This window comes from Nostoc sp. DSM 114159, assembly GCF_053470285.1.
This window is the reverse complement of the sequence record NZ_JBPFEH010000001.1, coordinates 3,331,988-3,352,109: the sequence shown is the minus strand read 5'-3', so window position 1 is coordinate 3,352,109 and position 20,122 is coordinate 3,331,988. Positions and strand designations below refer to the sequence as shown.

The window sequence follows — 20,122 nt, the reverse complement described above, 5'->3', positions numbered from 1 at the left end:
GGAGTTAAGGGTTGAGAATAGCTTTCAAGGTTAAGTATTTAGGTTTCCAAAAAATAATTGAGGAACTTTTCAATTATTCAACTGAGATTTAGGGCTTCAGACAATTATGTTGGTTCTCAAACTCAAGAAATTGGTCTAATCTGAAAAACCTACCAATCATAAACAAAGCAGGAAGTCAGGAGCTATTCATAACTCTTTAATTCTTAACTCCTAACTCCTAACTCTTAACTCCTAACTTAATTTTATTCTTCCACGCGATAGCCTAATTCTGCTAAACTAATCCGCGACTGTCGCCATTTTGGCTGGACTTTCACAAATAATTCTAGATAAACTTTGCCAGCGATTAACTTTTGGATTTGTTCGCGGGCTTCACTACCAATTGCTTTGAGCATCGCTCCACCTTTGCCGATGAGTATGCCTTTTTGGGAATCACGCTCGACGTTGATAGTAGCAAGTACGCGGGTAATGCTGGGAGTTTCTTCTACTAGGTCAATGGCGATCGCTACTGAATGGGGTACTTCTTCACGAGTCAATAATAAAATTTGTTCTCGGATCAATTCACCCATAATAAAGCGTTCTGGCTGGTCAGTTACCAAGTCTGGAGGATAATATAATGGCCCAATTTCTAAATGTTTAATTAATAATTCTTGAAGTTGCGGTAATCCGGTACTAGTCTTGGCAGAAAATTTCACGATTTCCCATTGATGGGATTGGGCCATCTGAGCGTAGCTATCATCTAGAAACTGCGAATCAGCCGGTTGTTGGTCGGTTTTGTTCATACCCAGAATTACTGGTGTTTTGCTGCGACTAAGCAATTCAGCAATGTAGCGATCGCCCGATCCACAAGCCACAGATCCATCTACCACAAATAACACTACATCTACCGATTCAATGGCAATTTTGGCATTTTGCACCAATACTTCGCCCAATTGATGATGGGGCTTATGAATTCCTGGCGTATCTACAAATATTAACTGCGCTTCTGGTGTAGTTAATACACCGCGCAAACGGTTACGTGTAGTTTGTGCTACTGGTGATGTAATGGCAATTTTTTGTCCTACTAACTGATTCATCAAAGTAGATTTACCGACATTTGGACGACCAACAATGCCGATAAAACCTGATTTAAAATCAGGAGGAGCCTGGGGAATTGTTACTTCTCCTGGAAAAGAGAAGTTGTAATTTTCAATACTAGTCACCTTTGGCTCCACCCTCATATTTGATAGCTGGGATAACTTGGTTTTTTCTTAGACACAAAATAGGCATAAAATTACCCTGGCATTTTTAGGGATTGCTTTTGCCGAGGTTTAATCTACTACTGGCTCTACACTTATATTTTACAGCTGAGATCGCCTTAGTTGTAGTATTCAGAAGCAAAGCCACATACTCCGAAAGCTTCGGTCAGAATTTAGTAGTCAGAATATTAAAAAAATTAAACTCCAAGTTTACCTCATTTCATCGGCAATCATACCAAACCCACATAAATTATGACTTCTGGTTCAAGAGTTGCGGAATTTTTAGACTTTGTTTTGTTTTTAGATCCAAAAGAAACATAAAATTACTTTGGCATTAACAGGGAGGACTTTTGCTTAAGTTTAATCTGCTGCTAACTTTGGCTTAATTTTCATCGACTGCTGAACATATACATTTGGATCAAAATGTCAACAAAAAATGTGGGAGAACCCAAACGCATAGGAATTCTGACAAGTGGAGGTGATTGTTCTGGTTTAAATGCTGTGATTAGGGCTGTAGTAAATTGTGCTGTAAATACTTACGGCTGGGAGGTTTTGGGAATTCGTCAAGCGACTCTAGGATTAATGGCGCGTCCGCCACAATTCACCAAGTTGGAAGTTGACCAAGTTGACTCGTTGTTAACTGCGGGTGGCACAATGTTGGGGACAACCAATAAAGGCGACCCTTTTGCTTTTCCAATGGCGGATGGAAGTTTATGCGATCGCTCCGAAGAAATTATTGCAGGTTATCATCAACTAGGTTTAGACGCTTTGATTGGTATCGGCGGTGATGGTAGCTTGGCAATTTTGCGTCGCCTAGCTCAACAAGGTGGTATTAATTTAGTAGGTATTCCCAAAACCATTGATAACGATATTGGCGTTACCGAACACGCTATCGGTTTTGATACAGCAGTAAATATTGCCACAGAAGCACTAGATCGGTTACATTTTACCGCTGCAAGTCATAGCCGAGTCATGATTTTGGAAGTAATGGGTCGTGATGCTGGACACATAGCCATAGCTGCGGGAATTGCGGGGGGAGCAAATGTAATTTTAATTCCCGAAATACCTTATACAGTTGAACACATTTGCCACAAAATCAAAGAACGCCAAGAAAAAGGCAAAAACTATTGTTTGATTATTGTTTCTGAAGCAGTTCGTACCCAAGACGGCGAAAATGTGACAATTACCAATCGCTTAGGTCAATCTCGATACGGAGGAATTGGTGAATATTTAGCCGATGAAATTATTCAGCACATTGGTGTAGAAACGCGAGTCACAGTTTTAGGACACATTCAACGAGGTGGAACTGCTTCACCACTGGATAGATTAGTTGCAACAGCCTTTGGCGTAGCAGCAGTTAATCTAATAGCCGAAGAGCGATACGATCGCATGGTGACATGGCAAAATCGCCAAGTATTAAGTGTACCAATTACAGAAGCGATCGCTCAATATAGCGCTGTCGATCCCAATGGTACTTTAGTTAAAACCGCTCGTGGTATGAGTATTTATTTGGGAGATTAAACATATATGGTAGAGGCGCAGCTATACTGTGCCTATCAAAGTACAAAGTTTAGTAGAGTTTGATATTGTACAGGTGTTGGAAATTAAAAATGCTATTTAATGTATTTGAACCACCCCTGTCGTAGGGGCACAAAGCCTTGCGTCCCTTGACGTGTGGTCTATTTACCTGAAAATAGCTGTAATATAATCATAATATTAGGTCTGTTAATATTGTGAGTTTTGATAATGTTTGTAAGCTGCTGGCAGAAAAATATCCAGCAGATTTTGTTCGGTGGTTAATTGCTGAGGAATCGGCAAATATAAAGGTGCTAAAAACTGAATTAAGCTTGGAACCAATTCGTGCAGATTCTGTGACTTTTATTCAAACTAAAAACAGGATTCTGCATATTGAGTTTCAGACTTTAACACAGTCTAGCCCTGCAATTACCTTCCGAATGCTAGATTACTCTGTGAGATTAAAGCGTCAGTATAAATGTCCAGTTGTGCAGGTAGTCATATTTTTGCAAGAAACAAATGATAAAATTGCTTTTACTCAAGAATATGTGGATGATACGACAGTACACCGCTATCAAGTCATACAGATGTGGGAGCAAGATTCGAGTGTATTCTTAAATAATGCAAATTTATTACCTCTGGCTATTCTGAGTCGTACTGATTCCCCACAAAGTTTATTGTCCCAGGTTGCGGAAAAAGTGGCTACAATTTCAGATAGAGAGACAAAACAAAATATTGCCGGGTATACAGAAATTTTAGCTGGTTTGCGATTCGACAAAACTTTGATTCGTCAATTGTTAAGTGAGGATATTATGCAAGAATCAGTGATTTATCAAGATATTTTGCAAAAAGGAAAACAACAAGAAGCTTTTTCTTTATGTATGTCTCTGCTAGAAGAACGTTTTGGTGAGATTGATGAATCAATTTATCAAAAAGTTCAAAGTTTGAGAATTGAACAATTAGAGGCTTTATGTCGATCGCTCTTAAGAATGTCTGAGATGGATGATTTAGTAACTTGGTTGGAACAGCAACATAGTAGTTGAAGTTAAATTGATTTTCTTTAAGAAAGCATCGCACCTCTCTACAACCCTAAACGAAGTGAAACTGTCACACTCATCGATATCCCACCCAGAAGTGAAGTTCAGGGCTTCAGCTATGAGACTCGGAGTTCATTCTGAGACGGAATAGAAACGCAGTGCGAGATCGTTAATAAAGATATTGTTTAAAATCACTTGATATATTTGTTACCCTCTAACTAACAATTCCCAATACAAACTCGCCTTCATTCACAGCCTGATTAGTTGCCACATCATAAACCAATCCATCTTGTTGAGCGCAGACATCTATTACACTCGGTAACTTACCTTCTTTATTAAAACTCAGAATTTGATAGAGTTTGTCTCCAGCTTTTACTGAAGTGCCTAATTCTATTCTGGATTGAATCATACCACCTGCGATCGCATAATATTTTTTTCGGTTGCTGCTAGATGCAAAAGTCATTTCATGGGTTTTTGTGTCACTTGATAAATCAGACATTTGTAGGACACCTTTTTGTGCTAAATAATTTTTTACACCCCGTACACCTTTAGCGACTGAATCAGGATTCATTTGCATTCCTGAGCCTAATTCTAGTGTCCAAGCTTCCACATCAAACTTAATTTCTCTACCCAACTCTTTAAAACAAGCTTCCAGCGCTAACCAAGGTTTGATAAAAGCTTCATCAAAAGCATCACCATCGTATTTATTAAGCAAGATTCCAAAATCGAGTAGAAAGTATTTTGCACTGTCTTCTCGATTTCGGAAGTAATAAAGGTAGTCTAACGCTTGATTTGTAGAACTATGTAAATCAATTAAGTAATCTGCATCTAAACTCAGATTTTGTAGTTTGTAGCCAAAAAGCTCAGTGTATGGCACTGCACTAGGAGAATTAATTTTTTCTAAAATTTTCATGAATTGTTGCTTAATTATAGTTAGATAATTTTGTCGAACGACCTTTAGATCGAGATGAAGTTGAGATTTAGTAAAAGCTACTAAATCATCAGCTTCTTTTTCGTAGTCCCAAAATATGCGATTCCAGTCTTTGGCTTCGTAAATGCAGTAACGTCCAGGAGAAAAATGATGAGCGCGTTCATTCGTCCCCATTGGATTACAAACCGGAACTAGCCAAATTTCTCCAGTTAAATCTGTATGATTTATTGTTAATAAAAACTCAATTAGCTGGTGAATAACGGCATTACCAGCAATTTCTGCACCGTGCAGATTAGATTGAATGTAAACCTTTTTACCGGGTTGAGCGCCGATGAATTTGTATAGTTGTAAGGATAGGCGATCGCCCGAAGCCATTTGACGTAATACAATAGTCTCAATATCTGGCTGCATAAAATAATTCGCTGATAATTTGAGTACATTATCGCTGTATCTGTACTGAATTAAAACTCAATCTTCCTCTCTGTGCCTCTGCGTGAATTACTCAAATTAAGCTAGCATCAATTTACCCAGTAACCAGCACAGCAGCAATGGCAACAAATTGGTTGCGAATCACCCATCAAGGCGAAACAATCCAACTTTCTTGGCAACGCGGATATGAAAGTCCTCGCCTCGCCCCAGAAGTAGCCTTTCAGCAACCATTCGATGAAGAAAAGCTAACTGATTTGCGCTGGTACTTAGAAGATTATCTCAAGTTTCCCTACGGTATCTTTCTAGATAACGCCGCAAAAATCGAACAAAAGTTACAGCAGTGGGGACAAGAATTATTTGAGCTAGTATTTCGCAGCACAGAAAAAGGAAGAGAGTTTTTTCAAGAAGCCACACGAGATGGACTTGATAAATGCGAACTGGGCATCATTTCTGATAACGCCAACGTGCTGAATTTACCTTGGGAATTGCTGTATTCCCCCGACTATCAATTTCTTGCACCTTCACTGGCGGGAATGTATCGCAGTCTCAGCAGTCAGGGCGTAAAAGCACCATTGCCACCAATGCCCGATGACCAACTGAATATTTTATTAGTTATTGCTCGTCCTGACGATGAGCAAGACGTAAATTTTAAAACTATTGCCCGTCCCTTGCTGGCGGCGTTGCAACCGATACGTCAGCGAGTCAATCTCAAGGTATTGCGTCCCCCTAGCTTGAAAGAGTTTGAAGCAGAATTACAAACCCATAAGGGTTTTTATCATATCGTCCATTTTGATGGACATGGGAATTTTGACAACCAGACACAGGGCGTTTTAGTCTTTGAGGATGAGCAGGGAAACGAGCAAGCTGTCAGCGCTAGAGAAATTGCCCAATATTTGACAGATTGCCGCGTACCCATTTTTGTGCTGAATGCTTGCAAGTCTGGACAAGTAGGGGAAGAAGCTTTTTCTTCTGTGGCGGGACAGTTGGTGAAATTGGGGGCAAAGGGTGTAGTAGCAATGGCGTATTCAGTTTACGCCAAAGGTGCAGAACACTTTATTGGGCGGTTGTATGGGGAATTAGTCAGGGGAGAGTGTATCGCCACAGCCGTTGCAGCTGGACGGAAGTCCATGTCTATTGAAAAAATGCGCCCCAGTCCGAAAGGAAATTTACCTTTACAAGACTGGCTTGTGCCAGTGCTGTATCAGCAGGAACCCTATACGCCTTTTGTTCCTCAAAAGACAGCACCCAGCTTTGCCGAGTTGATGGCGCAAGCGGACAACATTTCAGAAAGTAGCAAAGCTGTAGGTTTACCTGATGAAAGTGCTTATGGCTTTATTGGGCGAGATTATGAGATTTTGCGTTTAGAGAGAGCATTTCGGCAAAATCATGTTGTGCTGGTGCAGGGAATGGGCGGTGTCGGTAAAACTGAGTTAGCCGCAGGTTTCGCCCGGTGGTTGGATGATACTCAAGGACGGACTGGGGGTATTTTCTTTACCTCCTTTGAACAGGGTGCGGGGTTGAGTCAGGTAATTAACCAAATTGGGAGGGCGTTAGGCGGTGAGAGATTTTCCCAAATGATGCCAGAACAGCAAGAGGCTGTAGTGCGGCAATATCTGCAAACTCATCCTTGTTTGTTGATTTGGGATAACTTTGAACCTGTCAATGGTTTCCCTACGGGGAACGAACCTTTAGTGAGTGGGGAAGAGAGAAATAAGCTGAAGCGGTTTCTGAAGGAATTGCGGGGTGGTAAATCTTGGGTATTAATTACCAGTCGCCGCGAAGAACCTTGGTTGGATTGTGGGTATAGTTTAATCAATTTGCGGGGGTTGTCTCAAGCGGATGCCCAAGAGTTAGCCGCGAAGATTTTGCAAACGGTGGGTGTGGAGAGAAAGAACCTGCCAGCAGAGTATTTGGAATTGCTGAAATTGTTGGGAGGACATCCCTTGTCTTTGCGGGTGGTGTTACCGCATTTAAAGATGCAGACACCTGTACAGTTAATTGAGGCGTTGCGGCGGGGGTTGGATACTTTTAGGGGACAAGAGGAAGAAGGTAGAGAAAAATCTCTTACTGTGTCGTTGGATTATTCCTTTGCGAAGTTGTCGGAACGAACACGTAAGCATTTACCATTTTTGGCGCTGTTTTCTGAGAGGATTTATGCTGGGACACTTTCTAATTTTTCAAAAGATTTTGGCTTTGAAAATTTGCTGGAGTTTAGACAAAAATATAAAGATATATTTGGAGAAAATTTAGAAATAGAAGACTGGTTGAAGATTCTAAATGAAGCAGCAAAAGCAGGAATTTTAGAAAATATTGGGGATGGCATTTACGAAATTCATCCTGCTTTACCTTGGTATTTACGGCAATATTTATCTCAATATTGTAATATCGGGGCAGTTAGCGAACTTGAAACAAAGTTAATGGCATTTTATTTAATATTAGCGGCTGCTCATGATATACAAGACCGAGGTAATGCTGATACAGCAACTACAGTTCTATTACTTGAAGAGCCAAACCTACTGCAATATTTACGGTTTGCACTAAACCAAAAAGCTTGGAGTGCAGCAGCAGGAATTTTAAGAGCTTTAGGTCAAGTTTATGATATTCTTGGTTTCACAGCAGAGTATCGCTCTTTGCGACGAAAGGCGCTTTCTCAAATTGGTACAAACTTAGCAGAAATAAAGGCAAATGATGAAAGCGCTTTTGGATTTTGGACATATTTAAAAAGTGCTGATGCTCTAGAAGCCCTTCGACAAGGTGAAATAGATAACGCTAGACTGATTCATCAAGAAATTCTAGATGTATATACAGCATTAGATGATTCATCTCTCATTGGCGAAATTGCAATTGCCTATGTAAATTTAGGTACTATAGCACGAGAAACCAATGATTTTAATGCAGCTTATAACTATTATCAAAGTGGGCTAAAAATTTATAAAGATGCTGGTGATTTTTATCATGCAGCGGCAGTTTATTATGAATTAGGAGTAACTGCCCGACAACAAGGGAGATTTAAAACTGCAACTCACTACTACCGAAAGGCTTTTAAGATTTATGAAGATGCTGGTGATTTGCACAGACTTATAGGTGTTTATCAAGAAATGGGTGTAGTTGCACGATATAAAGGAGATTACACCCAAGCAATTTTAAATTATACAAAAGCTTTACATATTTGTGAACAATTGGGATATGATTATTTTGCTGCTGGTATTTATCATGAGTTAGGTGAGGTAGCAAAGCTTCAAGGAAATCTCAATTTTGCGAAACAACTTTACTATCAAGCTCTTCAAATTTATGAAGATAAAGAGGATTGGTATAATGCTTCAGATGAGTACCAAGGTTTGGGTGAAGTTGCAAAGCTAAAAAGTAATTTTGATGAGGCAATAGCCTACTTTAAAAAAGCTCTCGACATTAGAATAGAACTGAAAATCCCGAATAAAATATCGGCAACACTCATAGAATATGGTAAAACTTTGGAGAAGCAGAATAATTACGCTGATGCTTTACAATTTTATATTCAAGTCTTAGATAATGATATTACATATAAGCATAATCAAGAATGGATTTATGAGGATATCAAATGTTTAGGGCGAATGCTCCAGCAGTTAGGAGAAAGCCAGTTTCAAGTTATTTGGCGCGAGGCGACGGGTGAAGAGTGCGCTGGAGAGGTGGGCGAGGCAATTTGGGCAGCGCGAGATGAGCTAGGTTGATTCAGATCCCCGACTTCTTGAAGAAGTCGGGGATCTCGCAGCTTCTCAAATAAGTTTTGTTTAAGCGTTGTTAGCGATGTCTACGACGGGCTACGCCTACGCACAGAGCGCACTACCCTAAAGAGCGATCGCATAAGCTTTTGTCAAAATGTTGTAACCTTAAGCCTTAATGTTGTAATTGTAAGGCTTAATGTCGTAACCTTAAGCCTTAATGTTGTAACCTTAAGCCTTAATGTTGTAACCTTAAGCCTTAATGTTGTAACCTTAAGCCTTAATATTGTAATGTTGGTGACGACAAGACATTCACTTATAACTGCGATCGCTGATTCAAGAATTAATAAATTCTCTCTAGGTAATTTTCTAGGAGATGTCTATTATGGTAAATCTTAATACTTCCAATAATGCCAGCAATGATTCTATGGGTGCAGTTCGCATCAAAGTTAAACTAACAAATGCCATAGACGAAGCTCTTGTGAGTCGAGGAATGCTTAATCCCAATATGTTGCAGGTATATGAAACCGAAGCACTGGTGGATACTGGGGCTGTGCGTACAGTACTACCAATGTCGATTGTACAGCAGTTAGGTTTGAGAATTCGGGGTCAGCAGATTGCCCAATACGCTAACGGCATGGAAGAATCTATTGGTGTGACGGAACCTGTAATTATAGAATTAGAAGGGCGAGAAACGACGGAAGCGACATTAGTTACAGGCAATACTGTGCTGATTGGGCAAACAGTACTGGAAACGCTAGATTTATTAGTAGATTGTAAAAATCAGCGACTTACACCAAATCCTGAGCATCCCAATTATCCCGTATTAAGGATATAGCATGAATCTCCAATTAACCCCTGGCGAAATCCAAGAATTTCAGCAACTTCTGCCAAACGACACTCCAGCGCAACAAGCTCTTACTACCCTGCAACAACACAACGGTAATCTAGAAGCGAGTTTTGATACACTCTGGCAAGAGAAAGTCGGCAAAACAGATTATAGTAGGGGCAAAAAATCTCTTTTGCAGCTGACTCTCGACGAAATCCGCGCGGAAATCTGTGGTGATGATGGTTTACGGGGCAAAATCAAAGAATACACTAATAACCCCGGTAGTAGTTCTTTGCTCAATAGTATCATTGGCTCACTGGTTGCCGTTGCAGCAGTACATGGAATACCAATTGATGGTGCGATCGCCACAATTGTCGTGTTATATATTATCAAAATTGGAATTAACGTTCTCTGCAAATACACTGAGCCAGATAGCTAGGGAGAGCAAGGCAAAAATAATAACTCCTAACTCCTAACTCCTAACTTTTAACTCCCTCACGTTCCTGGTAAATTTCGTAACCGTTCATCCAAATGACTATGGTCTGCCAAAACTTTTAATAACGGCCCATGTGAGGTAAATTCTACAATACTGACCGAAGCCACAGGGCATCCCAAACGAAAACGGAAGCGTCCGACATCAACCCCTAGTAAACTACACAGAAGAATTCTAATGGTTGCCTTGTGTGAAACGACTAAAACCTTTCCACTAGTGTAATTTTGTTTAATTTCTTCAATTACCTGCAAGGCGCGAGAAGCAATTGTGACAGCCATTTCTCCGCCAGTTGGCGCATTCCAAGCCGGATCTGCTGACCAACGAATATAATCATCGTGATATTCACGGCTAATTACTTCTGGGGTTTTTCCTTCCCACAAGCCATAGTTGATTTCCTTCAAACCATCTCTAAGTTGTGGTTCTATTCCTATTGCTTCATACAAAGGTTTTGCTGTCTCCACAGTTCGCTGCATTGGACTACAAAATATTGCTGTCCAATCCATAGAACTATATGTATCTGCAAAAGCTTTTGCCATCTCCAAGCCTTCTGGAGTAAGTTTTGAATTTATAGAACCGCAAAAAGAATTGTTGCGGCTGCATTCTGTCTGTCCGTGACGGAGAAAATAAAGAGTTAGGTTCACGGTATATTCTCATCGATTGTGAATTTAAGAGCGCTAACAATCAGATGTAGCTGAAGATAGTTAATGCCTGTGGTATATTACTACAATTTTTGATATTTTAAATGATTTTCATATTGAGCAAAGTTGTCTAGCTACGATCGTCGTAGACAGATTTGCAACGGAAAATTACTTTAAAGGAGGTTGAGGTATCTGAGTGTGTAAGTTCTAACTTGAGAATATGATACGGTTTAATTAAAGGTGATTGGTATTTCAATAAGCAATAAATCGCTTCTCTACATCAGGTTTTTGTTGCTCATTGTGAACTGTATTGCTTTATAGTTTTAATAATTATAAAAAATAAATTACAGCATTTTGCATCTAAATGAAATACATTCTTACCCCCCTTAATCCCCCCTTATAAAGGGGAAACTTTAAATCTTGCTCCCTCCCCAACCCATACGGGGAGGGGTGATTCAAGGATTTTTGCAAGAGGTCTATTAACTTGCAATCTGCTGTAAAAAGAAATTAAGCATAAATATAGAGACGTAATTAATTACGTCTCTATAAAATTTCTGTCAATCAAGCTAGTCCTTTATCTTTCAACGCTTGCTAAGAATAGAATAAAGGCGCATAGCATTGAATATTTAGCATTTCGTAATTTTTTCTTGCAAAAATGGAATCCACCCCATTTATATCCCTAGAGTTTCTGCAAAAAAAATCATGAATTACTAGTCAATGTTTTTCTTGACATTATCTTTCACGTCTTCAATACCATGACGTACTTCGCTTTCGGCTTGCTTTGCTTTACCTTTAGCTTTATCTTCTGGATCTCCAGTAACGTTTCCTAATGCTTCTTGGGCTTTACCTTCAACATTTTTAGCAGCAGCCTTTGCGCGATCTTCTATGCTCATTTTGATACTCCTGATTCAATTAAAAATTCATTTCAAAGCTATCAACTGACTTTGAAACTCTTTGTTATTACCTTTACACATTAACTTAAAGTTTTTGCTAAAGCCTTCTACCACAAGGAAGATTCAATAATTCGGAATTCGTAATTGGTAATTCATAATTAAGAAAGTTAGTTTTAATAAGCGTTCTGGCTGTTAATTGAATATAAAATAAAGTGAGAATAGTTTAGTTACCTATGCTAAAAGACATAGAATAAATGTTACAAATGGTAATTTTTACTTTTTAAATAAAAAAACCCAGTTTCCTATAGAAAATGGGTTAATAAAGTTATGGGGATGTTTGTTGTTTAATCTAGAAAACCCATCAGGTTTTCAGGATTGTCAATCTGATTTGATGCTATCGGACGATTACCGAATGTCGAATAGCTTTCATCAATTACTAATGAACTTGAGGCAATTGGACGAATCCCAGAGAGATTCATACTTTCAACAATTTGGAATCTATTAGCACCAATTGGTCGAATACCCATTGCATTATAGGTTTCAACTACTTCCAAATTACTAGTGCTAACAGGACGCACCCCAGAAATTGAAAGGTGTTCAGCAACTTCTATGTCGCTAGCGCCTATAGGGCGAATTCCAGAAATGGCGAGTGTTCCAGAAGCTCCTACTGGCAGTTCATTAACTTCCTCGGCTTTATCTGCATTCAAGCTCTGGTCTTGTTGATTTTCAACTTCCTGTGTAGACTTGGCATACTTCTGCCGAGAACTGGTTGCTTTGCCAGTGTTGCTATTAGTCATAAACGAACACCTCTAGTTTGTTAACTGAATTTTACAATAATTAAGGAAAGATGAAATTTTTTCCCATATACCTTAGAGTTTAACCTTAAAAAACCTCATATAGATATAAGAATCTTTAAAACTAATACATAAGTAAATTTAAAGCAATAACTTTTGTAAATAATTATTACTATATATTTGGTCTAATCAGCCAGCTACAATAGATACAGAGCGGAATTGTCACCATGAGATAGGGTATTTACAGCAAAACTGTATGACAGAATTTTCTCTTCAAGCTCCCTTTAGTCCCACAGGCGATCAACCACAAGCGATCGCTAAACTTTCTGCTAGTATCCAATCAGGCAATCGTTACCAAACTTTACTAGGAGCCACTGGAACTGGCAAAACATTTTCCGTAGCAGCAGTTATTGAGAAAATTGGCAAGCCGACTTTAGTACTGGCGCATAACAAAACCCTGGCTGCACAGCTTTGTAACGAGTTGCGGGATTTCTTCCCGAATAACGCAGTCGAGTATTTTGTCAGCTACTACGATTATTATCAGCCAGAAGCGTATATTCCCGTCACCGATACTTATATTGAAAAAACGGCGGCGATTAATGATGAAATAGATATGTTGCGGCATTCAGCAACGCGATCGCTTTTTGAACGTCGTGATGTCATTGTCGTTGCCTCCATCAGTTGCATCTACGGTTTAGGAATGCCAGCAGAATATCTGAAAGCTGCCATCCCTCTTCAGATAGGTATGGAAGTAAATCAGCGTCAAATTTTACGAGATTTGGCAAATGTTCAATACAGCCGTAACGACATCGAAATGGGTCGGGGAAAATTTCGCGTCCGGGGTGATGTCTTAGAAATTGGCCCCGCTTATGAAGACCGAATTATTCGCGTCGAATTCTTTGGTGATGAAATAGACGCAATTCGCTATATCGATCCGGTAACAGGTGAAATTCTCAAAAGTTTGGAAGCCGTAAATGTCTACCCTGCACGTCACTTTGTCACCCCAGAAGAACGGTTAGAAGTCGCTTGTCATGACATTGCAGCAGAGTTAAAACAGCAAAAACTAGACTTAGAACAAGCTGGGAAACTATTAGAAGCGCAACGTATAGATCAACGTACACGCTATGACTTGGAAATGCTGCGCGAAGTCGGTTACTGTAACGGCGTTGAGAACTATTCCCGTCACTTAGCAGGAAGACAAGCAGGAGAACCACCAGAATGTTTAATTGATTATTTTCCCAAAGATTGGCTATTAGTTATTGATGAATCTCACGTTACCGTGCCACAAATTCGCGGCATGTATAATGGCGACCAAGCGAGAAAAAAAGTTTTAATTGAACATGGATTTCGGCTTCCTAGTGCTGCTGATAACCGTCCTTTAAAAGCTGAAGAATTTTGGGAAAAGGTAAATCAATGTATTTTTGTTTCAGCAACTCCCGGAAATTGGGAATTAGAAGTTTCTGAAGACCATGTAGTTGAACAAGTAATTCGACCAACTGGCGTGATCGATCCAGAAATTTCTGTGCGTCCCACAGAAGGACAAATTGATGATTTGTTAGGCGAAATTAAAGATAGAGCCGACCGCCATGAACGAGTGTTAATTACCACATTAACTAAGCGGATGGCGGAAGATTTAACCGAATATTTGCAAGACCACAGTATAAGGGTACGATATTTACATTCTGAGATTACTTCTATTGAGCGCATCGAGATTTTGCAGAATTTGCGCGAGGGAAATTTTGATGTATTGGTTGGTGTGAATTTGCTGCGGGAAGGTTTGGATTTACCGGAAGTTTCATTAGTAGCAATTATGGATGCAGATAAAGAAGGTTTCTTACGAACCGAGCGTTCCTTAATTCAAACTATTGGTAGAGCCGCGCGTCACATTCAGGGACAAGCAATTTTGTATGCCGATAATCTGACAGGTAGCATGATTAAAGCTATTGATGAAACAGACAGGCGGCGTGGAATTCAAACAGCACATAATCGACTGCATGGGATTACACCACAACCGATTGTGAAAAAATCAAGTAATGCGATTTTGGCTTTTTTAGATGTATCTCGACGGTTAAATGCAACTGATTTAAAAGTAGTAGATGAACATCTAGATGAACTGCCATTAGAACAGATTCCCCAATTGATTACTCTGTTAGAAACGCAGATGAAAGAAGCGGCGAAGAAACTAGAGTTTGAAGAGGCGGCAAAATTGCGCGATCGCATTAAACATCTGCGGGATAAAATGCTAGGACGTTAACCTAAATTTTACGCTCACGAATCAGCGTTTGAATCTACTACAGATGCTCAGTGGGATCGTCTAGCTGACTTTTTTCCCTCTGAGCAATGAAGTCAAGTGATAGAAGTTAAATTTTAAAATTGTAGTGTTCTTGGCGACTAAATTTAAAATTTTTGTATAGGAATAAAAAAATTAGTATAATAGCTAGCTAGTCTAAATGAAATATATTATATTTAATTAATATTTTATTTCGCAAGCATAAATATTACTAATTTGTTAATAAAAAATTAGTAATATTTAAAATCATATAAAATTTAGCATTTTGTAAATAATAGAGTTACAAAATATAGAATTCACAACCAGATATTAAAAAGTTTCTATCTTCTGCCTCCTTCAACATCAATCATTCACACTCACAAGTTTGGGCAGTCTAGATATAGGGATATCCAAGAAGTAAGAAAGAACTTCTTGCCGCCAAGTATCATAAAGTACTGGCAAATCATCAATTTCAATACCAATAGCTTTTTGACTCAACTGCCAATGATCCCGAAGGTAATGATTGCGCCGACGTTGACCTTCTTCATCCGCTTCTAGAACTTGTGCAATCAAATCCTCTTTCTCTAGTGGCGAGGCTTTATCAAATTTACGTTGCCACCAATCTACAACACCCAGGCGGTGGACTGCTTCATCTGGCAAGATTCTTTCCGCTGCAAACTTGGCTGAGTCTGGGTCATTGATTTTGCTGGTACGGCTATTGATAAATAAGGGACTTCCAAAAAATAAAACATCCCATTTAAGATAATGATAATCATTTTAGGGGGGAGAAAGCGGCAGCCATCGGCTGCCGCTTTCTCCCCTCCTTTTTGTAGTAAATTCAGTAATGATGAATTTTTGGGTGCAGCAGAGGTGTCTATAGTATTAACTTCTTCACTGAAACAACTATTAAAACAAACAGCATCTCAATTAAAAGGTGCTGCAAAACGTAAGTTTATAGCGTCAACAGTCCAAGGTTTGGGTGTAGGTGGACAGAGACTTGCAGAATCGGAATTAGGATGGAATCGAGGTACTATCCGTAAAGGGATGAAAGAATTAACTAGTGGTGTTACCTGTATTGACAATATGAGCGCAAAAGGTCGCTATAAAGCAGAATTACATTTACCAAATCTCCTAGAAGATATCAAAAATTTAGTAGATTCCCAAAGCCAGACAGACCCAACTTTTAAAAGTCAAAGACTATATACTCGTCTCTGTGCTACCGAAGTGAGAAAGCAATTAATAGAAAAGTATGATTATAGGAATGAAGATTTACCTACGTCAGAAACGATTCGTCTGAAACTGAACCTCTTAGGCTATAACTTGAGACGAGTAGCTAAAGTTCAACCTCAAAAAAAATTCCCCAAACCGACGCAATCTTTGAGCAACTAGATATAGTAAATCAAAATGCATCTTCTGACGGAAGTGTCTTGCGTCTGTCGCTGGATGGAAAAGCTCGCGTCAAAATTGGCTCATTTGACCGAGGAGGTAAAAGCCGGGCTAAGGTCGAAGCTGATGACCATGATTATCATCCTAAAACAACCGTAACTCCTTATGGGATATTCCTTCCAGAGCTTGATGAACTTTTTTTATATTTTACGGAATCGAAAGTTACAAGCGATTTTATAGTTGATATTTTAGAGGATTTTTGGATGAGTGAGAAACATCGTTTTTCTCACGTTGAAACATTACTGCTCAATCAAGATAATGGGCCAGAGAATAGTTCTCGACGCACCCAGTTTATGAAACGTATAGTAGAGTTTGCCCAGAAATACTCATTGAATATACGTTTAGCTTACTATCCGCCTTACCATAGCAAATATAATCCCATAGAAAGAACATGGGCAGTATTAGAAAATCATTGGAACGGCAGCATCTTAGATGAAATAGAAACGGCTTTAAACTTGGCTGCTAGTATGACATGGAAGGGTAAACATCCAATTGTTAAGTTAGTTACTCAAACTTACGCCACCGGAGTGAAACTCACAAAAAAAGCTATGTCGGAAATTGAGAAACAAATTGAGCGTTTGACTCATTCTCAAAACGAATTTTTTCCCAATCTGGGTAATTGGTTTATTGATATTAATTTTGCCAAAACGTAAGTTATAAATAGTAATTTACAGCTTTATAGTCTTAAATAAACATAACTTCACTTTGCGGCTTGCTCGTGCGAGTGTAGATTTTTTCATGCTTACAAAGGGGGGAAGAGAGCGGCAGCCGACGGCTGCCGCTCTCTTCCCCTTAATAATGATTATCATTATTGAGTAACTGCCAAAAGATTAATTTTTGGGACAATTTATTCTTTGGAAGTCCCTAACAAAGCCACAATATGAAGTTCGTAGTGCAACTCAAATGCTAAAAAGCCTTGCCAATTACGAATAGGTAAATCACCCAGATAATCCCAATGCTTCTGTACCTGCTTTTGGATATCCTCTATTGGGTCACGTCCTGATATCGTCTGCGCTCTTACACGAGTATTTTGAGCGTGTGCGCCATCATCACCGATTTGTCTACTCAAAAATAACTGTAGTTCCGGGTCAGCAAAGGAGTCAATTATCTTAGCGCAAACTTGCACAATAAACAGGTCATGGGCTGCACCAGCCACACGGAAGCGGTAAAAATTCTCTCTTTCCTCATCAGTTTCTGGTGGTCTAGGTTCTTGCGATCGCTTCTTTGGAATGTGAGGGGCGTGCTTATCAAGCAGTTTATCAAAAATTTCTAGTTCTAAATCAGTAGTCCAAGCTGGACGAGTAAGTATTGCTGTCATAAAGTTTCCTTTGGGTAATGGAGAACAATTTAATCCAAAATCTAAAATCGTTCGACTGAGCTTGTCCTGAGTTTCGACTGCGCTCAACTACCGCGTAGCCGAAGGGCGTAGCCGAAGTCCAAAATCTAAAATTCTTAGCCTCTATCACCTATTTTCAAATTAGCGTGAGCGCGGCCCGTCGCAGACATCGCTTCACTATTTACCGTTAACGTTCGCACTCTTGGTATAATTTCGGCAGCAAAACGCTCCATTTCTGTGGTAAAGGGCTGGAATTGCAGCATGAAAGTACCAATTCCTACTTTGGTGAATTCAGCAATCCGATGGGCTACAGTTTCATAGCTACCAACTAATCCTGCTGCTGTACCGCCATTGCTCCCCACACCGGGGTACTTAGCCATGTTTTTGAACATAACTACTTCAAAATCTACTCCTTTGAGTAATTCTGAGCGATCGTCTTGTGCTAGTACCATTGCTCTAAGGCTTTGATATTCCGCTTCCGCCTCTTCGTCTGTTGGTCGAGCAATGACAAAAGCTGACATAGCAAAACCCAGAGGTTGAGAGCGAGACTTAGTTTTTTGAGCAACAGCCGCAATAGTTTCGCGGATGACTTCAATCGGACGACCATTCAGGAAAAATGTATGCGCTTCTTTTGCGGCTAGTTCTTGGGCTGGTTCTGACTCTCCCCCTACATACACACGCGGATGTGGTTTGGCTACAGGTTGAGGATTGAGCTTCAAATCATCGATCTGAAAATATTCACCGTAGAAGTTGACTTTCTCTCCACTCCATAAAGCTCTAACGACCCTAATCCATTCATCCGAATAGCGATAACGCTCATCGTGGTTAAGGAAATTGATCCCCGACTTTTCTATTTCTGGCTTGAACCAGGCACTTACTAAGTTAATAGCAAAGCGTCCACCACTGATTGCATCAATACCTAATGCCATCTTTGCTAAGACGGCAGGATGAAATAGTAGTGGCTTAACAGCTGCAATAATCTCGATAGAGTTTGTTGCTTCTGCCAAAGCTGCTGCTGTTGTCCAAGTTTCTAGCTGGTCAAGTTCTTGGTTCCTGGGATTGATGATATGTTGCGCTATTAAAGTTGTGGTAAATCCGCACTTTTGGGCCAATTGGATTAAATTCTTGGCTCGTGAGTAACTAGCATCACAAGGTTCAAGAGGATGGTTCATTACGCCGCAGTTGCCGTAAACAGGAATCCAAATCCCATAGCGTGGTTCAGACATAGCTTTCTAGAACCTTTGTAGTCGGCACTAAAACTTTATTTTTACACCTTAAAAATATACTGTAAGTCGGTAGATTTATAGTAGTATACTATGAGATTTGCATAGGTGAGGATAAAAAACAAGGTATATTTCCCTAGTCCCCATTTAATTTGGAGGCAAGAATGTCAGAACCACGCTATGGTATTTGGGTTCCTGTTGGGGGTAACTTTGGCCCTCTCAATACACCAGATGAACCGATTGATGCTAGTTATGAACGCACGCGATCGCTAGTATTAGAAGCAGAACGTTTAGGATATGTGACAACCTTAGTCGCACAGCACCTTGCTAATCCCCGTAGTCTAGATTTAGAACAGTTGGAAACTTGGACAGCTTGTGCGGCGTTGGCTGAGGCTACGGAAAGCATAGAAATTATCGCCGCGATTAAACCTTTATTATTTCATCCAGCCGTTCTAGCCAAAATGGCCTTGGGTATTGATGCTATCAGTCGCGGACGTTTTGCTATCAACCTAATTAGTGCTTGGTTTCGCCCAGAAATGGAGCGTACTAATATCCCTTTCCCTCCCCATGATGAACGTTATCGCTATTCTGATGAATGGTTGCAGATTGTTAGAGCTTTATGGAGTGGTGAGAAGGTGAACTTCAAGGGTGAATATTTCAAAATTCAAGATTTGAGCCTCCGACCTCTCTCTGTTGCTCAACCCTACCCTCGTATTTACTTGGGAGGAGCATCAGACCCAGCAAAAATTTTAGCAGCCCAACAAGCCGATGTTTATTTCATCAACGGTCAGCCGATTGAAGATGTCCGCCAAGTAATTAAACAAGTTTTAGACCGACCACGTTTCCTAGCCCAACCAGTCCGCTTTGGTCTTTCAGCCTTTGTGATTGCCCGAACTACAGACGAAGAAGCGCAAGCAGAACTAGAACGACTCATGGCACTGCAAAAATTGGAAGAACAATATAAGTTAAGTGTTGCTAAAGGAGTTGACGCAGAAGCCGTTATGTTCCAACTCTTCGCCAAAAATCCGGCTGTTGGCGGCAATGGTGGCACAGCCGCAGGATTGGTTGGCAGCTATGATACAGTGGCAACTCGCGTTGCAGCTTTCGTTGACGCAGGTATCGACACCTTCATGCTGCAATTTAATCCCTTTGTGCAGGAGATGACACGTTTTGCCCAAGAAGTTATGCCTCGCGTGCAGCACTTGCAAAAAGTTGCTTAGTTGTTGACTGAAAGGAGGCAGGGGGCAGCCCTTCGACTTCTCTGCGAGACGCTACGCGAACGCTCAGGGCAGGGGGGCAGGAGGAAAGAATTTATTTTCACTCTGTCATTCGGTTTCAAGTACACCAGTTCTAATC

Annotated in this window: 16 protein-coding genes; 8 read left to right on the top strand and 8 right to left on the bottom strand. The window is 40.1% G+C overall.

Features of this window, described 5'->3' with window-relative positions; all coding sequences use genetic code 11:
• Window positions 1-242 precede the first annotated feature (242 nt).
• Window positions 243-1,217, bottom strand: a complete 975-nt coding sequence (gene era, locus ACR5KR_RS13780; protein ID WP_448266911.1) for a GTPase Era — start codon at window positions 1,215-1,217, stop codon at window positions 243-245.
• Between the two features lie 456 nt (window positions 1,218-1,673).
• Here era and ACR5KR_RS13775 point away from each other — a divergent pair, with 456 nt between their 5' ends.
• Window positions 1,674-2,756, top strand: coding sequence for an ATP-dependent 6-phosphofructokinase (locus tag ACR5KR_RS13775; RefSeq protein WP_448270193.1), 1,083 nt, complete (start codon window positions 1,674-1,676; stop codon window positions 2,754-2,756).
• 212 nt (window positions 2,757-2,968) lie between these two features.
• Window positions 2,969-3,793 carry an Rpn family recombination-promoting nuclease/putative transposase gene (locus tag ACR5KR_RS13770; protein WP_448266910.1) on the top strand — a complete coding sequence of 275 codons (825 nt, stop codon included), beginning with the start codon at window positions 2,969-2,971 and terminating at the stop codon, window positions 3,791-3,793.
• Window positions 3,794-4,001: 208 nt separating this feature from the next.
• Here the strand turns inward: ACR5KR_RS13770 and ACR5KR_RS13765 are convergent, their stop codons facing one another.
• On the bottom strand, window positions 4,002-5,129 hold the full coding sequence (locus tag ACR5KR_RS13765) for a succinylglutamate desuccinylase/aspartoacylase family protein (RefSeq protein ID WP_448266909.1): 1,128 nt from the start codon (window positions 5,127-5,129) through the stop codon (window positions 4,002-4,004).
• Between the two features lie 137 nt (window positions 5,130-5,266).
• Here ACR5KR_RS13765 and ACR5KR_RS13760 point away from each other — a divergent pair, with 137 nt between their 5' ends.
• The 3 genes from ACR5KR_RS13760 (at window position 5,267) to ACR5KR_RS13750 (ending at window position 10,113) form a co-directional block, all read left to right on the top strand.
• Window positions 5,267-8,854, top strand: a complete 3,588-nt coding sequence (locus ACR5KR_RS13760) for a tetratricopeptide repeat protein (RefSeq protein WP_448266908.1) — start codon at window positions 5,267-5,269, stop codon at window positions 8,852-8,854.
• Between the two features lie 376 nt (window positions 8,855-9,230).
• On the top strand, window positions 9,231-9,683 hold the full coding sequence (locus ACR5KR_RS13755) for a retroviral-like aspartic protease family protein (protein ID WP_448266907.1): 453 nt from the start codon (window positions 9,231-9,233) through the stop codon (window positions 9,681-9,683).
• A 1-nt stretch (window position 9,684) separates the two neighbouring features.
• A complete protein-coding gene (locus ACR5KR_RS13750; RefSeq protein WP_448266906.1) occupies window positions 9,685-10,113 on the top strand; it encodes a hypothetical protein in 429 nt (142 codons plus the stop codon).
• 56 nt (window positions 10,114-10,169) lie between these two features.
• Here ACR5KR_RS13750 and ACR5KR_RS13745 read toward each other — a convergent pair whose 3' ends face one another.
• The 3 genes from ACR5KR_RS13745 to ACR5KR_RS13735 all read right to left on the bottom strand — a co-directional run bounded on the left by ACR5KR_RS13745 (window position 10,170) and on the right by ACR5KR_RS13735 (window position 12,495).
• Entirely contained in the window at window positions 10,170-10,808 is a 639-nt protein-coding gene (locus ACR5KR_RS13745; protein WP_448266905.1) for a histidine phosphatase family protein, read from the bottom strand.
• A 707-nt stretch (window positions 10,809-11,515) separates the two neighbouring features.
• Window positions 11,516-11,698 carry a CsbD family protein gene (locus ACR5KR_RS13740; protein ID WP_099103871.1) on the bottom strand — a complete coding sequence of 61 codons (183 nt, stop codon included), beginning with the start codon at window positions 11,696-11,698 and terminating at the stop codon, window positions 11,516-11,518.
• 344 nt (window positions 11,699-12,042) lie between these two features.
• Window positions 12,043-12,495, bottom strand: coding sequence for a hypothetical protein (locus ACR5KR_RS13735; RefSeq protein WP_445631895.1), 453 nt, complete (start codon window positions 12,493-12,495; stop codon window positions 12,043-12,045).
• Window positions 12,496-12,748: 253 nt separating this feature from the next.
• Here ACR5KR_RS13735 and uvrB point away from each other — a divergent pair, with 253 nt between their 5' ends.
• The gene (gene uvrB / locus ACR5KR_RS13730) at window positions 12,749-14,746 is read left to right on the top strand and encodes an excinuclease ABC subunit UvrB (RefSeq protein ID WP_448266904.1); all 1,998 of its coding nucleotides are present in this window, start codon (window positions 12,749-12,751) and stop codon (window positions 14,744-14,746) included.
• Between the two features lie 378 nt (window positions 14,747-15,124).
• Here uvrB and ACR5KR_RS13725 read toward each other — a convergent pair whose 3' ends face one another.
• Window positions 15,125-15,421, bottom strand: coding sequence for a hypothetical protein (locus ACR5KR_RS13725; RefSeq protein ID WP_448266903.1), 297 nt, complete (start codon window positions 15,419-15,421; stop codon window positions 15,125-15,127).
• 216 nt (window positions 15,422-15,637) lie between these two features.
• On the opposite strand from ACR5KR_RS13725, the gene ACR5KR_RS13720 reads away from it, so the two are divergent.
• Window positions 15,638-16,860, top strand: a protein-coding gene (locus tag ACR5KR_RS13720; protein WP_448270155.1) for an ISAzo13 family transposase whose coding sequence is annotated in 2 segments (ribosomal slippage) — window positions 15,638-16,118 and window positions 16,118-16,860 — 1,224 coding nt in all. Because the reading frame shifts where the segments join, the coding sequence is not laid out codon by codon here.
• A gap of 194 nt (window positions 16,861-17,054) precedes the next feature.
• Here the strand turns inward: ACR5KR_RS13720 and ACR5KR_RS13715 are convergent.
• Window positions 17,055-17,525, bottom strand: a complete 471-nt coding sequence (locus tag ACR5KR_RS13715; protein ID WP_448266902.1) for a hypothetical protein — start codon at window positions 17,523-17,525, stop codon at window positions 17,055-17,057.
• Between the two features lie 134 nt (window positions 17,526-17,659).
• Window positions 17,660-18,769, bottom strand: a complete 1,110-nt coding sequence (locus tag ACR5KR_RS13710) for an LLM class flavin-dependent oxidoreductase (protein WP_448266901.1) — start codon at window positions 18,767-18,769, stop codon at window positions 17,660-17,662.
• Window positions 18,770-18,930: 161 nt separating this feature from the next.
• Here ACR5KR_RS13710 and ACR5KR_RS13705 point away from each other — a divergent pair, with 161 nt between their 5' ends.
• Window positions 18,931-19,986, top strand: a complete 1,056-nt coding sequence (locus tag ACR5KR_RS13705) for an LLM class flavin-dependent oxidoreductase (RefSeq protein ID WP_448266900.1) — start codon at window positions 18,931-18,933, stop codon at window positions 19,984-19,986.
• Window positions 19,987-20,122 lie beyond the last annotated feature (136 nt).

What these genes read in the sequence shown, in the direction of transcription:
- ACR5KR_RS13750 (WP_448266906.1), top strand. Translation starts at nt 9,685, where the DNA reads ATGAATCTCCAATTAACCCCTGGCGAAATCCAAGAATTTCAGCAACTT.
- ACR5KR_RS13710 (WP_448266901.1), bottom strand. Translation starts at nt 18,769, where the DNA reads ATGTCTGAACCACGCTATGGGATTTGGATTCCTGTTTACGGCAACTGC.
- ACR5KR_RS13705 (WP_448266900.1), top strand. Translation starts at nt 18,931, where the DNA reads ATGTCAGAACCACGCTATGGTATTTGGGTTCCTGTTGGGGGTAACTTT.
- ACR5KR_RS13755 (WP_448266907.1), top strand. Translation starts at nt 9,231, where the DNA reads ATGGTAAATCTTAATACTTCCAATAATGCCAGCAATGATTCTATGGGT.
- ACR5KR_RS13735 (WP_445631895.1), bottom strand. Translation starts at nt 12,495, where the DNA reads ATGACTAATAGCAACACTGGCAAAGCAACCAGTTCTCGGCAGAAGTAT.
- ACR5KR_RS13715 (WP_448266902.1), bottom strand. Translation starts at nt 17,525, where the DNA reads ATGACAGCAATACTTACTCGTCCAGCTTGGACTACTGATTTAGAACTA.
- ACR5KR_RS13760 (WP_448266908.1), top strand. Translation starts at nt 5,267, where the DNA reads ATGGCAACAAATTGGTTGCGAATCACCCATCAAGGCGAAACAATCCAA.
- era (WP_448266911.1), bottom strand. Translation starts at nt 1,217, where the DNA reads ATGAGGGTGGAGCCAAAGGTGACTAGTATTGAAAATTACAACTTCTCT.
- uvrB (WP_448266904.1), top strand. Translation starts at nt 12,749, where the DNA reads ATGACAGAATTTTCTCTTCAAGCTCCCTTTAGTCCCACAGGCGATCAA.
- ACR5KR_RS13765 (WP_448266909.1), bottom strand. Translation starts at nt 5,129, where the DNA reads ATGCAGCCAGATATTGAGACTATTGTATTACGTCAAATGGCTTCGGGC.
- ACR5KR_RS13740 (WP_099103871.1), bottom strand. Translation starts at nt 11,698, where the DNA reads ATGAGCATAGAAGATCGCGCAAAGGCTGCTGCTAAAAATGTTGAAGGT.